Annotated in this window: 12 protein-coding genes; 10 read left to right on the top strand and 2 right to left on the bottom strand. The window is 45.1% G+C overall.

The features are described 5' to 3' along the window. Nucleotides 1–42 precede the first annotated feature (42 nt). Entirely contained in the window at nt 43–675 is a 633-nt protein-coding gene (locus tag QQL66_RS02855) for an alpha/beta family hydrolase (protein WP_284378539.1), read from the bottom strand. A 211-nt stretch (nt 676–886) separates the two neighbouring features. On the opposite strand from QQL66_RS02855, the gene ccoN reads away from it, so the two are divergent. The 10 genes from ccoN to fnr all read left to right on the top strand — a co-directional run bounded on the left by ccoN (nt 887) and on the right by fnr (nt 10,891). After that, the gene (gene ccoN / locus QQL66_RS02850; protein ID WP_284378536.1) at nt 887–2,332 is read left to right on the top strand and encodes a cytochrome-c oxidase, cbb3-type subunit I; all 1,446 of its coding nucleotides are present in this window, start codon (nt 887–889) and stop codon (nt 2,330–2,332) included. Nucleotides 2,333–2,352: 20 nt separating this feature from the next. Then, complete coding sequence (gene ccoO, locus QQL66_RS02845; RefSeq protein ID WP_284378534.1) at nt 2,353–2,961, top strand: cytochrome-c oxidase, cbb3-type subunit II; 609 nt, start codon at nt 2,353–2,355, stop codon at nt 2,959–2,961. Nucleotides 2,962–3,002: 41 nt separating this feature from the next. Next, entirely contained in the window at nt 3,003–3,173 is a 171-nt protein-coding gene (locus QQL66_RS02840) for a cbb3-type cytochrome oxidase subunit 3 (RefSeq protein WP_284378532.1), read from the top strand. A gap of 3 nt (nt 3,174–3,176) precedes the next feature. Next, on the top strand, nt 3,177–4,076 hold the full coding sequence (gene ccoP / locus QQL66_RS02835; protein WP_284378530.1) for a cytochrome-c oxidase, cbb3-type subunit III: 900 nt from the start codon (nt 3,177–3,179) through the stop codon (nt 4,074–4,076). 125 nt (nt 4,077–4,201) lie between these two features. After that, on the top strand, nt 4,202–5,653 hold the full coding sequence (ccoG, locus tag QQL66_RS02830) for a cytochrome c oxidase accessory protein CcoG (RefSeq protein ID WP_284378527.1): 1,452 nt from the start codon (nt 4,202–4,204) through the stop codon (nt 5,651–5,653). A 59-nt stretch (nt 5,654–5,712) separates the two neighbouring features. Continuing rightward, nucleotides 5,713–6,219, top strand: coding sequence for a FixH family protein (locus tag QQL66_RS02825; protein ID WP_284378525.1), 507 nt, complete (start codon nt 5,713–5,715; stop codon nt 6,217–6,219). A gap of 44 nt (nt 6,220–6,263) precedes the next feature. Beyond that, the gene (locus QQL66_RS02820; protein WP_284378523.1) at nt 6,264–8,651 is read left to right on the top strand and encodes a heavy metal translocating P-type ATPase; all 2,388 of its coding nucleotides are present in this window, start codon (nt 6,264–6,266) and stop codon (nt 8,649–8,651) included. Between the two features lie 16 nt (nt 8,652–8,667). Beyond that, on the top strand, nt 8,668–8,892 hold the full coding sequence (gene ccoS, locus QQL66_RS02815; RefSeq protein ID WP_284378520.1) for a cbb3-type cytochrome oxidase assembly protein CcoS: 225 nt from the start codon (nt 8,668–8,670) through the stop codon (nt 8,890–8,892). A gap of 33 nt (nt 8,893–8,925) precedes the next feature. Next, nucleotides 8,926–9,927, top strand: a complete 1,002-nt coding sequence (locus QQL66_RS02810) for a sulfite exporter TauE/SafE family protein (protein ID WP_284378518.1) — start codon at nt 8,926–8,928, stop codon at nt 9,925–9,927. 184 nt (nt 9,928–10,111) lie between these two features. Beyond that, nucleotides 10,112–10,891 carry a fumarate/nitrate reduction transcriptional regulator Fnr gene (gene fnr / locus QQL66_RS02805; RefSeq protein WP_284378512.1) on the top strand — a complete coding sequence of 260 codons (780 nt, stop codon included), beginning with the start codon at nt 10,112–10,114 and terminating at the stop codon, nt 10,889–10,891. Nucleotides 10,892–10,986: 95 nt separating this feature from the next. On the opposite strand, the gene ppnN is transcribed toward fnr, so the two are convergent. Further along, nucleotides 10,987–12,360: a nucleotide 5'-monophosphate nucleosidase PpnN gene (gene ppnN / locus QQL66_RS02800; protein WP_284378510.1), complete on the bottom strand. Its 1,374-nt coding sequence runs from the start codon at nt 12,358–12,360 to the stop codon at nt 10,987–10,989. Nucleotides 12,361–12,378: the final 18 nt, after the last annotated feature.

The raw sequence follows: 12,378 nt of genomic DNA, 5'->3' as shown, positions 1-12,378 counted from the left end.
CTATTTATATAGCCAACCCAGCTAGTTATATAGCTAACCTTATTAGGCACGTGTCTTCATCCACTCTACCGCCATCTCCACTGCATTCTTCAGGTTTTCTTCCTGAGTCACACCGGAAGCCTTACGTGGTGTAAGGTCATGATTTCCATCAACCAACCACTTATGTTCAACCCCGTCAAATTCCTGATAGCCAGCAATCTCTTCTCTCGTACCAAAGGCATCACGTTCACCCTGAAGAATCAAAATAGGAAAGGATGCATCTTCAAAGTGTTCATTACGCACTTTTTCTGGCTTTCCAGGCGCGTGATACGGATACCCAAAACAAACACACCCCGTCAAAGGCAAATCAATCTCAGAAGCTAGCATCGTCGCCATGCGCCCGCCCATTGATTTCCCTCCAATAAATAGCTGCTCACCTTCCTCTACAGCCTGAGCAATGACAGAGCGAAAACATTCCAAGAGTTTAGGAGCCCGATCCGGCGGACGCTTTTTACCCGTTGCTCTGCGCTCCTGCATGTAAGGAAACTCAAAACGAATCACCTTAACACCACGCTGAGCAAACAAATCAGCAACCGTTTCCATAAACTCTGAATCCATCGGAGCACCAGCTCCATGCGCAAAAATAAAAGTTATACCGCAGCCTTCATTCCTCGCGTTTGTTGTTAGAAATTCCATACTTCTCCCAGCTTGTTCTAAACTCTGTTTAGCCATTTTAACCACTAACACTCAAAATACTGACATAGATCATAGGGTTAATAGGCCCACACAGATTCATTTCTAATTGAAGAATCCATATAATTCAAACCATCGTTTGCATTGTATGCTGGATTTACGCATACTTGCGCGCGATTTCATAAACCATAACTAACTAAGCCTGGAAACTGATATGAGTGCTACTGCGAATCAGTCTACCTTCGAACACCCAACCTACAATTATGGGGTTGTGCGCCAGTTCGCTATCATGACCGTGATATGGGGTATTGTCGGTATGGGAGTCGGTGTTTTAATTGCATCGCAACTTCTATTTCCTGAACTAAACCTGAATCTGCCATGGACGCATTTTGGTCGTCTTCGCCCACTACATACTAACGCCGTAATCTTTGCATTCGGTGGTTGTGCCTTGTTTGCAACGTCTTACTACGTTGTTCAACGTACATGTCAGACACGCTTAGCGTTTGAACCTCTTGTGAAATTCACATTCTGGGGTTGGCAAGCAGTGATCGTAGCCGCAGCTATTACGCTACCGCTAGGTCTCACTTCTTCTCACGAATACGCTGAACTTGAATGGCCTATCGATATCCTGATTGCTCTTGTATGGATTTCATACGCAATCGTTTTCATCGGCACAATTCGTAACCGTAAAACCAAGCACATTTATGTTGCTAACTGGTTCTACGTTGCCTTTATTCTGACGGTTGCTGTTCTACACATCGGTAACAGCATGCAGCTTCCAATCAGCATGTGGAAATCATACTACGTATATGCTGGTGCAGTGGATGCGATGGTTCAATGGTGGTACGGACACAACGCTGTAGGTTTCTTCCTAACAGCTGGTTTCCTTGGCATCATGTACTACTTCGTACCTAAGCAAGCAGAGCGTCCAATCTACTCATATCGTCTATCAGTAGTTCACTTCTGGGCGTTGATCTCTATCTACATCTGGGCTGGTGCTCACCACCTTCACTACTCTGCACTTCCTGAGTGGGCTCAAAACGTAGGTATGGTAATGTCTGTGATCCTTCTTGCTCCATCTTGGGGTGGTATGATCAACGGTATGATGACCCTATCTGGTGCTTGGCACAAACTTCGTAACGACCCAATCCTTCGTTTCCTAGTTGTTTCTCTATCTTTCTACGGCATGTCTACTTTCGAAGGTCCAATGATGTCAATCAAGTCTGTGAACGCGCTTTCACACAACACAGACTGGACTGTAGGTCACGTACACTCTGGTGCACTTGGCTGGGTAGCAATGGTATCTATCGGTGCTCTTTATCACCTTCTACCACGCCTGTATGGCCGCAAAGAAATGTTCAGCGTTAGCGCTATCAACCTTCACTTCTGGTTGGCGACTATCGGTACAGTTCTATACATCGTTGCGATGTGGATCAACGGTATCGGTCAAGGTCTAATGTGGAAAGCAGTTGACGTAGACGGCACATTGAAGTTCAGCTTCGTTGACAGTGTGGTATACAGCAAGTTCGGTTACGGCATGCGTATATTAGGTGGTGCGGTGTTCTTGAGCGGTATGTTCGTAATGGCATACAACTTCTATCGCACAATCCGTCAAGCTAAGACTGAGCAAGCGACAGCTGCTCAAGCTCAAACGGCATAATCAGGAGCAAGGAGTAGAATATGCAACACGAAACAGTCGAGAAGAATATCGGCCTGATGATCGTTCTTTCTTTGATCGGTATCAGCTTCGGTGCTCTTGTTGAAATCGTTCCTTTGTTCTTCGCAAAGCAGACTACAGAACCTGTAGAAGGCCTTAAGCCGCTTACTGCCCTTCAACAAGAAGGTAAAGACATCTACATCCGTGAAGGTTGTAACGTATGTCACACACAGATGGTTCGCCCTCTGCGTGCAGAAGTTGAGCGCTATGGTCACTATTCTGTAGCTGGCGAGTATGTTTACGATCACCCACACTTATGGGGTTCTAAGCGTACTGGTCCTGATCTTCACCGTGTTGGTGGTAAGTACAGTGACGAATGGCACCGTGCTCACCTTTACAACCCACGTGACGTAGTACCTGATTCAAACATGCCTGCTTTCCCTTGGTTGTTTGAAAACAAACTAACAGGTGACGACACAGGTAAGAAACTAGCAGCACTTCGCACTCTTGGCGTACCGTATACTGACGAGCAAATTGATAACGCTCGTGCTGAAGTACGCGGCAAACGCGAGATTGATGCAGTTGTTGCTTATCTTCAGAACTTGGGTACAGCACTTAAAGATAAGCGTTAATTTGCAACCGTTAATTTGTAACTAATACGGGGACTGAACTGATGGATGTTAATGATTTAAGAGGTCTAGCCACTATTACGATGGCTGTAGTATTCACCGGCATCATTATTTGGACCTTCAGTTCAAAACGCAAAAAACCATTTGATGAAGCAGCGAATCTTCCTTTTGACGATGAAGATTCGACTCCTTCGGACAAGAAGAATCAGGAGTAAATCATGGCAGAAGAAAATGTGCTCACAGGATTCTGGAGCTTATGGACTTGGATCATCAGTGTTGGCTTGATCCTAAGCTTCCTTTATCTGCTGCACTTCGCAAAACGTATTAAAGGTTCGGACTCTCCGGATCGTAAAATGCATCATACCTTTGACGGTATTGAAGAGTATGACAACCCAATGCCTAAATGGTGGCTGATGTTGTTCTACGGCACGATTTTCTGGGGTCTAGGTTATCTTGCAGTTTACCCAATGGGTAACTCTCAAGGTCTATCTGGCATCACCAACATTTCGCGTCTTGAAGCAGACCAACAAGCACACCAAGAGAAGTATGGGCCAATCTTCGAAAAACACGCTGCTGTTCCTGTTGAAGAGCTAGCAAACAACGAAGAAGCAGTAAAAATTGGTCGTCGTCTATTCTTGAACAGCTGTGCAGTTTGTCATGGTCAAGATGCTCGCGGTGGTTATGGCTTCCCTAACCTAACGGACAACGACTGGTTGTACGGCGGTGCAGGTGACACAATCAAGACAACCATCATGGGTGGTCGTCAAGGCATGATGCCAGCTTGGGGTGAAAGCCTGGGTGAAGACGGAGTTAACGATGTAGCTAACTACGTACTTACCCTAAGTGGTCGTGAAGATGCAGATAAAGAAGCTGCAGCACGCGGTAAAGAGTTATTCTCTAACTGTGCAGCGTGTCACGGTCCGGATGGCAAAGGTAACCAAATGCTTGGTGCACCTAACCTAACTGACAACACCTGGTTGTACGGTGGTACGTTACAACGTGTTAAACACACGATTCGTAACGGTCGTTCAGGTAAGATGCCTGCACACCAAGATCTACTTGGTGAGCAAAAGGTTCACATCCTTGCGGCGTACATCTACAGCCTTTCTAACAAATGATGCAAATCATCTAGTTAGAAAAAAATGCGGCTTTTCAGCCGCATTTTTTGTTTTCGGCCTATACATTCATTAGGCAGATAAAGATAATACCCCCGCACAAAGTAATGATTAGCTAAGAGGCTGCTATGGGCGATAAGATCCCAATGAAAGACGTTGCATCAAACGATGACGCTTCAAACAAAGCCAAAAACGACCCCGCCTTAATGTTTACAGGCGAGGAAGCGATTAAAAGCAGAGATAAAATCCAGGTTCGCGCCATTACTGGTCAGTTCACCAAATTCAGAAAAATGGGTGGATGGCTTCTATTCTGCTTATTCTTCGGTACATCATGGCTGAACTGGAATGGACACCAAGCGGTTCTTTGGGATATTCCAAATCGCCAATTTAATATCTTTGGCATTACGCTCTGGCCTCAGGATCTAATGCTACTTTCCATGCTTCTTGTCATCTGTGCCTTTGGACTCTTTGCTATTACCATGTTTGCGGGTCGTATATGGTGCGGTTACACCTGCCCTCAAACGGTCTGGACCTTCATCTTCATGTGGATTGAAAAGCAGGTTGAAGGTGACCGAAATGCCCGGATTAAGTTAGACAAACAGCCTTTCAGCCCTAAAAAGCTTGGTCTGAGATTAACCAAGCACGCACTATGGCTGTTATTCGCCTTTGCGACCGCAATTACCTTTGTTGGCTACTTCACACCGATACGTGACCTTGTAGTCGATATTTTCACGTTCAATTCAGATACCTCTACCCTTTCCTGGCTCGGCTTCTTTACAGTGATGACCTACCTGAATGCGGGTTGGTTAAGAGAACAAGTCTGTATCTACATGTGCCCATACGCACGTTTCCAGGCTGTAATGTTCGACAAAGATACGTTGATCGTATCCTATGACGAAGAACGTGGCGAAAACCGAGGGCCTCGTAAGAAGACTGCAGATCCAAAAGAGCTTGGCCTTGGCGACTGTGTCGATTGCTCAATGTGCGTTCAGGTTTGCCCGGTTGGCATCGATATTCGAGATGGCCTGCAATACGAGTGTATTGCTTGTGCAAAATGTATTGAAGCCTGCGACAGCATCATGGATAAGGTCGGATATGAGCGAGGTCTAATCAGCTACACAAGTGAACACCAGCTGAAAGGTAACGAGTGGAAACTCTTCCGCCCTCGATTCATTGGCTACATCATTGCTCTGATTGTGATGTTCAGTGCTCTCATGTACAACCTATTTACCTTGATTCCTGTCGATTTGGAAGTTGATCGCGGTCGCGGCGCAAACTTGTTTCGTGAGAATTTCAAAGGCGACATTGAGAACAGCTACAACATCCGAGTTATGAATAAGTCTCAACACGCAGAAACCTATGTTCTATCCGCAACAGGGTTTGAAGGGCTTTCAGTCGTTGGCGATACAGAGATTACTCTTGAATCAGGTGAAATCAGTCAGGTTCCAGTGAGTGTTATCGTTCCGGTTACCAATCTTGAATCAAGAAGTGAACCTATTTACTTTAAGGTTGTCGCAGAAAGCGATGAAAACATTTTTGCAGAAACCGAGAGTCGCTTTATGGGCCCTCGTCGTAGATAATACACACCGCCCGTCTGCGTAAGGCGGGCCTGTGTTCACACATTTCAATGAGTAGTTTGATGACTGAGAATAATGAAAACCAAGGTAACTGGAATCAACCTTGGCTTTGGTTCACTTTGGCGCCTTTAATCCTTTCCGTAGTTCTTGGGCTGACCATGCTCAACATCTCCTTCCATATTCAAGACGGGCTAGTTACCGACGAATATTCAAAGGAAGGATTGGCAATTAACGAACAAATTGAAAAAGAAGTAAAAGCAAAAGACATTCAGGCAGAAGCGACTATCAGCCTGGATGCAGAATCAGGTGAGCTCACATTGGACTTCACCAGTCAACTGACTGAACTGCCTGCTAATTTAATGATTGAACTCGTACACCCAATCATTAAAGACAAAGACATCTCGGTGGTTCTTACACATAACAGCCAAGGTCGTTATTTAGGTCAAGTTGAGAATGGAATTGAAGGTAAGCGCTATGTAAGTATTCACGAACTTCAAAACCCTACCTGGGTATTGAAAGGTGAACTACATTTCCCTATTTCCAGCGCGACAACCCTTAGCGCTCATTAATTAAAGGCAGGGTTCACCCCCTGCCCCTACCTGTAACGAGTACTATGCAAGATCGTAGCTGTTATCACTGCGGTGAGCCCGTTCCAACCAACGTAGACATTACTTCCGAACTCGACCATCAAACGAGGTCATTTTGCTGTATTGGTTGCCAAGCTGTTGCACTGACGATCTCAGGTGCTGGACTAGATAACTATTACCAGTTCCGAACCAAAAATGCAGAACAGGCCAGCGATCTTTCAGATCAACAAGAAAAATACGCGTTGTATGATGAACCGAGTGTTCAGGAAAAGTTCTGCAGTTATGAAGGGAACTCAGCTTCGGCAACCCTACTGATTAAGGGTATTACATGTGCGGCCTGTGTTTGGCTTATCGAAAAACACCTTGAAAAAATCGATGGCATACAAGAAGTCAGAGTCAACCTTAGCACCCACAGAGCCAGTATCACCTGGGATACAAATACGTTAAAGCTTAGCGATCTGTTTTTTGCTATCGACGCGATTGGCTATCACGCGGAACCCTGGAAAGCGAACCGAGCAGCTCAGCAGCAACAAAAAGAAAGCCATACCGCCCTCATTCGTCTTGGTATAGCCGGCATTGGCATGATGCAAGTAATGATGATGGCCAACGCCTTGTATTTCGGTCATTACACTGGCATCGATAAATCCTATGAAGCCTTTATTCGCTGGGCCAGTTTATTCTTAAGCACGCCAGTTGTTCTTTATTCTGCCTTCCCGTTTTTTAATGCCGCGATACGCGACTTGAAGACCAAGCACTTGACGATGGATGTGCCCGTTTCAATTGCTATTGCGCTTGCTTACTCCTCAAGTATTTGGGCCACCTTTAATGGCGCTGGTGAAGTCTATTTCGACTCTGTCTGTATGTTCACCTTCTTCCTATTGCTTGGCAGATACTTTGAGATGAAGGTTCGTCATCAGAATTCTCAGGTCACTAACGACCTAATCGGGTTAATGCCAAATTCAACCTTGGTTTATACCGACGGCGAATACAAAGTTACGCCTACAGAACAAATCAAGGTGGGTGATAGAATTTTGGTCAAAGCCGGCCACACAATTCCTTCCGATGCTAAAGTCATCGAAGGCACCGCCGATGTGGATGAGTCTGCTTTAACAGGTGAATACCTTCCTGTTCGCAAAAAGATTGGTGATTTTGTAATGGGCGGAACTACCTGCCTTGATCACCCTATTGAAATAGAAATCACCACCATTGGTCATCAAAATACCCTCAACCTCGTAGTTGAGTTGATGAACAAAGCGGAATCAAACAAACCCAGAATTGCACGCATTGCTGATACCATTGCCAGCCGATTCGTTGCTGCGGTATTGATAACTGCAGTGAGTGTTTGGGGTACATGGATGTTCATTGACCCCGACAAAGCATTTTGGATTGCTTTATCTGTCTTGGTGGTAACATGTCCGTGTGCGCTCTCTTTAGCAACACCCACTGCCATTACAGCCGCCACATCCTCTCTTAAACGCTCAGGTCTTATTATCACCAGCACACATGTTCTTGAGGGGCTGCCAACCATTACCGATATTCTGTTTGATAAAACAGGTACTCTAACCGAAGGTAAGCTGTCTATTTCAGACATCGACATTCCGTCCCATTTGCCTGAATCAGAAGCTCTTGCCTTGGCAGCTCGATTGGAAGCTGCCTCCGAGCACCCTATTGCCCGAGCTTTCCCAACAACAAACCAGCCAGCTCAAGATATCGAGATAACACCCGGTGGTGGCCTGAGTGGCACCGTCGACGGTAAGACCCTGTACATTGGCCACAGTCAATTTATTCAAGAGAAGACATCCATCAATGAAGTTGTGCTTCCAGATAGCCATAACTGGGTTGTATTAGCTGATGGACAACAGGTTCTTGCCTTTTTTAAAGTTGAGGACACTTTAAGAGCAGATGCAAAAGAGGCCATTCAGGCGCTCCGCCAGCGGAAGATCAATCTCCACATGCTGACAGGTGATCGCTCCCAAAATGCCGAAGACATGGCCAGAACACTGGATATCGAACACGTACATTCGGGCCTCACGCCTCAAGGAAAACTTGATCAACTATCAAAACTGCATACTCAGGAATGTCGTACCTTAATGATAGGCGATGGCATTAATGACATTCCTGTTTTGGCCTCGGCCGGCATTTCCATCGCGATGAATGAAGCAACCGACCTGGCAAAAACCAAGTCCGATATGATATTGATGAATGGTCAACTCAACGCCATTAATAATGCGTTCACCATTGCCGAACAGTGTCGAAAAATAATCAAACAGAATCTCGGTTGGGCTTTGATATATAATCTGATCGCCTTACCGCTGGCCGCCACAGGATTTATTCCTCCTTGGGCTGCTGCAATCGGTATGTCAGCAAGCTCACTGGTCGTTGTGCTGAATGCACTCAGACTAAGAAACATCTGAACTTGAGGTAACGTGTGTGGACAGTATCCTTTTCTTAATTCCTATCTCAATTATCTTTTTGACCATTGCCGTTATTACGCTGGTATGGAACATCAAAAGTGGCCAGTTTGATGATATGGAAACGCCTGCGCATAAAATTCTCTTCGATGACGATGAAGATTTGCTGCCAGATGATGCCAAACCCATTAAGAAAAACAATTCGGACACGAATTCCGACACGCCATCCAACAAACCAGAATAACCTTCTGCCAATCAAGATATAACAGGCCCACACATGACCGTTGATACCCTCTCATTTACCGCTGCCCTGCTTATTGGTTTACTTGGTGGCGCACACTGTATAGGAATGTGTGGAGGCATTACGGCCACGTTTGGTCTAAATAGCCAAGGCAATATTTCCCAGCGCTTCAGCAAAAATCTGGCGTTCAATCTAGGGCGAATCACCAGCTACACCGGAGCAGGTTTTCTAATTGGTTTAGCCAGCTCTCTTCTTGCTAATCTTAGCCCGACCGTCGGTATGATACTTCGACTGATTGCCGGCGTTTTCATTGTGCTGATGGGGCTATACATTGCTGACTGGTCTCGCGCAATTACAAAAATAGAAAAGCCAGGACAATGGATATGGAAACGTATTCAACCGCTCACTAAGCCTTTCCTACCAGCAGATACCGTTTATAAATCCTTATCCCTTGGTTTACTTTGGGGATGGCTTCCTTGTGGACTGGTTTATAGCACCCTAGTGCTTGCTTCAGCCAATGCTTCTCCAACCAGCTCCGCACTAGTTATGTTTGCCTTTGGTCTCGGCACCTTACCTACAATGCTAGCAACAGGTTTACTAGCATCCCAGCTCAGCAACATTATCCGTAACAAAAACATCCGAAACTTAGCTGCCATAATGATGATATTGATGGGGCTATGGATTATCTGGGGAAATGGCCAACATCTGCTCGGCCACGGAAATCATGCAAACCACACGACTCACACAGATCATACAAATCATTCAGAGCATAGTGATCATGATCATAGTACAATGCAGCATAATTCGTCTGGCCCTGATCATTCGAGCATGAATCATTCTGCAATCGATCATTCAACCATGGATCATTCACAAATGAATCACGATGACATGATCAAGACTCCGATTAGCCATGAGCAGAATGGGGACGATCATATGATTCATAGAGAGAAGACAGAAGAACCATCGATACAAGGTATCAATGATCAAACACCTGAGATTGACCATTCAAAAATGGATCACTCGCAGATGCAGCATTAACCATTAGAGTGCGCTTTTTTAAACATCTATACTATCAGTTAGTAAAGTGAATTTTGCATAAGATAGTCGATGCATTTCTTTTTTTAGTCACTAGAGCGCATAGCTAGAAAATGCACCACAAACGTGCTTTTAAGAATGGTAAAGCTGTGTTATAAATTACCAAAACTTACGGAAGCTGAAGCTTATGTCTCAGAAAACAATCACTAGCGTTAAAGGGTGCGGTACCGCAGTTAGCTGCCAGGACTGCTCATTGAGCTCACTCTGCTTACCCTTATCACTTCACGAGCAAGATATTGACCGTTTTGATGCAATCATTAAACGTGGTCGACCTTATCAAAAAGGTCAAACATTATGGCGCCAGGGGGATGATTTCCATTCTGTGCTTGCTATTCGATCAGGCAGTGTGAAGAGCTTTATTACCAGTCCTTCTGGAGAAGAACAAATTGTTGGCTTCCACTTTGCGGGTGAGATGATTGGTCTTAATGGGTTATTTAATAAAAAATACCCTATTACCACCGTCGCACTGGAAACGACAACCGTATGTGACATTCCATACGACAGCCTGGATGCGTTAGCGGATGATCTGCCTGAACTACGTGATCAGGTACTTCAAAGCATGAGCCAGGAAATCTCTGAAGACCAACAAATGATGCTTCTTTTAAGTAAGAAAACATCTGAGCAGCGTCTTGCTACTTTCCTAGTTTCAGTCTCAGAACGATTCCACCGCCGTGGATACTCTGCAACCCGCTTCCGTCTAACTATGTCGAGAAACGACTTAGGTAACTTCCTAGGCTTAGCGGTAGAAACGGTTAGCCGTATTTTCAGTAAGTTCCAACAAAAAGAATTGCTACGCTTCCTGGACAGCAGCCGAGACATTGAACTGCTGGACGTTGATGGTCTTTATGAACTTGCCGACCTTCAAGATGGAACAGCCAGTGCTTGCGGTAAACGAGTAGCGGGTTAATAGTCCGCTCTCACTGAAACCGGTTATACAATAACTGGTTCATAAAAAAGCCCGGCATAGAAACCGGGCTTTTTTATTACCTATGAAATATCATTTCAGTCAGTAACCACCTGATAACAAGGTACGTATTTACTGCCCGGTAATTTCATTCGCTTCTGCTGAACAAAAGAAGTTAGCAGTGTATCCAGTTTCTTCATCAAGTTAGTTTCACCGTGCAACTTGAACGGGCCATGCTTGTGAATCTCTGCAATTCCCTGCTCTTTGACATTCCCCGCTACAATACCGGACATAGCTCGTCGTAACTGAGAGGCCAGCATGTGAGGCTCCTGCCCCGTATTCAGGTTTAATTCAGACATCGATGCATGGGTTGGAATAAACGGCTCTTGAAAGACAGCAGCAATATCCAACATCCAGTTAAAGTAGTAGGCATCTTTTCGCGCCTTACGATGTTCTTTCACCTCAGTCATTCTGGCCTTCAACTCAACAGCCACCTTCTCAGGGTCATCAATGATGATCTCATAAAGTTTTTGAGCTTCAGGCCCCAAAGTATCTCCAATAAACTCGTCGATCTGTCGGAAATACGCTTCGGACTCTTTAGGGGCCGTAAAATACACAGGAATTTCAGCACCATGCTTATTCCCCATGAGTACACCTAATAAGTAGAGAATCTCTTCCGCAGTTCCTGCCCCTCCTGGGAACACGACTATGCCATGCCCCAATCGTACAAAGGCTTCCAGACGTTTTTCGATGTCCGGCAAAATAATTAGCTCATTTACAATCGGATTTGGGGATTCCGCTGCAATAATGCCTGGTTCAGTTAGACCTATGTATCTAGGGTTTCTGATACGCTGCTTCACATGAGCAACATTGGCACCTTTCATCGGCCCCTTCATCGCCCCAGGACCACAGCCAGTGCAGATATCAAAGCCTCTGAGCCCTAATTGATAGCCAACTTCCTTGGTGTAGTCGTATTCATGCTCACTAATGGAGTGTCCACCCCAACAAACAATAATATTAGGATCAACACGTGCCTGGAGAGCATTCGCCTGACGCAAGGTATGAAAAACCGCTTCCGTGATTAGAGGACCATTGCCTTCCTCATGCAATAAGTCCAGATCCAACTGACTGCTTAAATGAATAATATCTCTGAGAACGGAAAAAAGATTTTCTTTGACCCCCTGAATCATTTTTCCATCGACAAATGCCCTCGCTGGTGCATTTTGAACAGCGATACAAGCACCACGCGCTTGAGGAACAATACTAATTTCAAAATCCAAATACTGATTTTCTAACTGTTCAATGTCGTCGTTATCAATGCCACTGTTCATAACAGCCAGAGAACAACGTCTGAACATTTCATAGAGTTTGCCTTTATTAAGGCCGCTTAACTGATTGATTTCATTGATGGATAGAATATCCAAACTTCCGACGGGTGATAATACTGAATAATCAATTACTTCTGATGGCATAATGCACTCCTTGCCAAT

This window comes from Litoribrevibacter albus (genome assembly GCF_030159995.1).
GTDB lineage: Bacteria > Pseudomonadota > Gammaproteobacteria > Pseudomonadales > Litoribrevibacteraceae > Litoribrevibacter > Litoribrevibacter albus.
The sequence above is the reverse complement of the archived record's forward strand: the minus strand, read 5'-3'. Positions and strand labels throughout refer to the sequence as shown.

What these genes read in the sequence shown, in the direction of transcription:
- QQL66_RS02855 (WP_284378539.1), bottom strand. Translation starts at nt 675, where the DNA reads ATGGAATTTCTAACAACAAACGCGAGGAATGAAGGCTGCGGTATAACT.
- ccoN (WP_284378536.1), top strand. Translation starts at nt 887, where the DNA reads ATGAGTGCTACTGCGAATCAGTCTACCTTCGAACACCCAACCTACAAT.
- ccoO (WP_284378534.1), top strand. Translation starts at nt 2,353, where the DNA reads ATGCAACACGAAACAGTCGAGAAGAATATCGGCCTGATGATCGTTCTT.
- QQL66_RS02840 (WP_284378532.1), top strand. Translation starts at nt 3,003, where the DNA reads ATGGATGTTAATGATTTAAGAGGTCTAGCCACTATTACGATGGCTGTA.
- ccoP (WP_284378530.1), top strand. Translation starts at nt 3,177, where the DNA reads ATGGCAGAAGAAAATGTGCTCACAGGATTCTGGAGCTTATGGACTTGG.
- ccoG (WP_284378527.1), top strand. Translation starts at nt 4,202, where the DNA reads ATGGGCGATAAGATCCCAATGAAAGACGTTGCATCAAACGATGACGCT.
- QQL66_RS02825 (WP_284378525.1), top strand. Translation starts at nt 5,713, where the DNA reads ATGACTGAGAATAATGAAAACCAAGGTAACTGGAATCAACCTTGGCTT.
- QQL66_RS02820 (WP_284378523.1), top strand. Translation starts at nt 6,264, where the DNA reads ATGCAAGATCGTAGCTGTTATCACTGCGGTGAGCCCGTTCCAACCAAC.
- QQL66_RS02810 (WP_284378518.1), top strand. Translation starts at nt 8,926, where the DNA reads ATGACCGTTGATACCCTCTCATTTACCGCTGCCCTGCTTATTGGTTTA.
- fnr (WP_284378512.1), top strand. Translation starts at nt 10,112, where the DNA reads ATGTCTCAGAAAACAATCACTAGCGTTAAAGGGTGCGGTACCGCAGTT.
- ppnN (WP_284378510.1), bottom strand. Translation starts at nt 12,360, where the DNA reads ATGCCATCAGAAGTAATTGATTATTCAGTATTATCACCCGTCGGAAGT.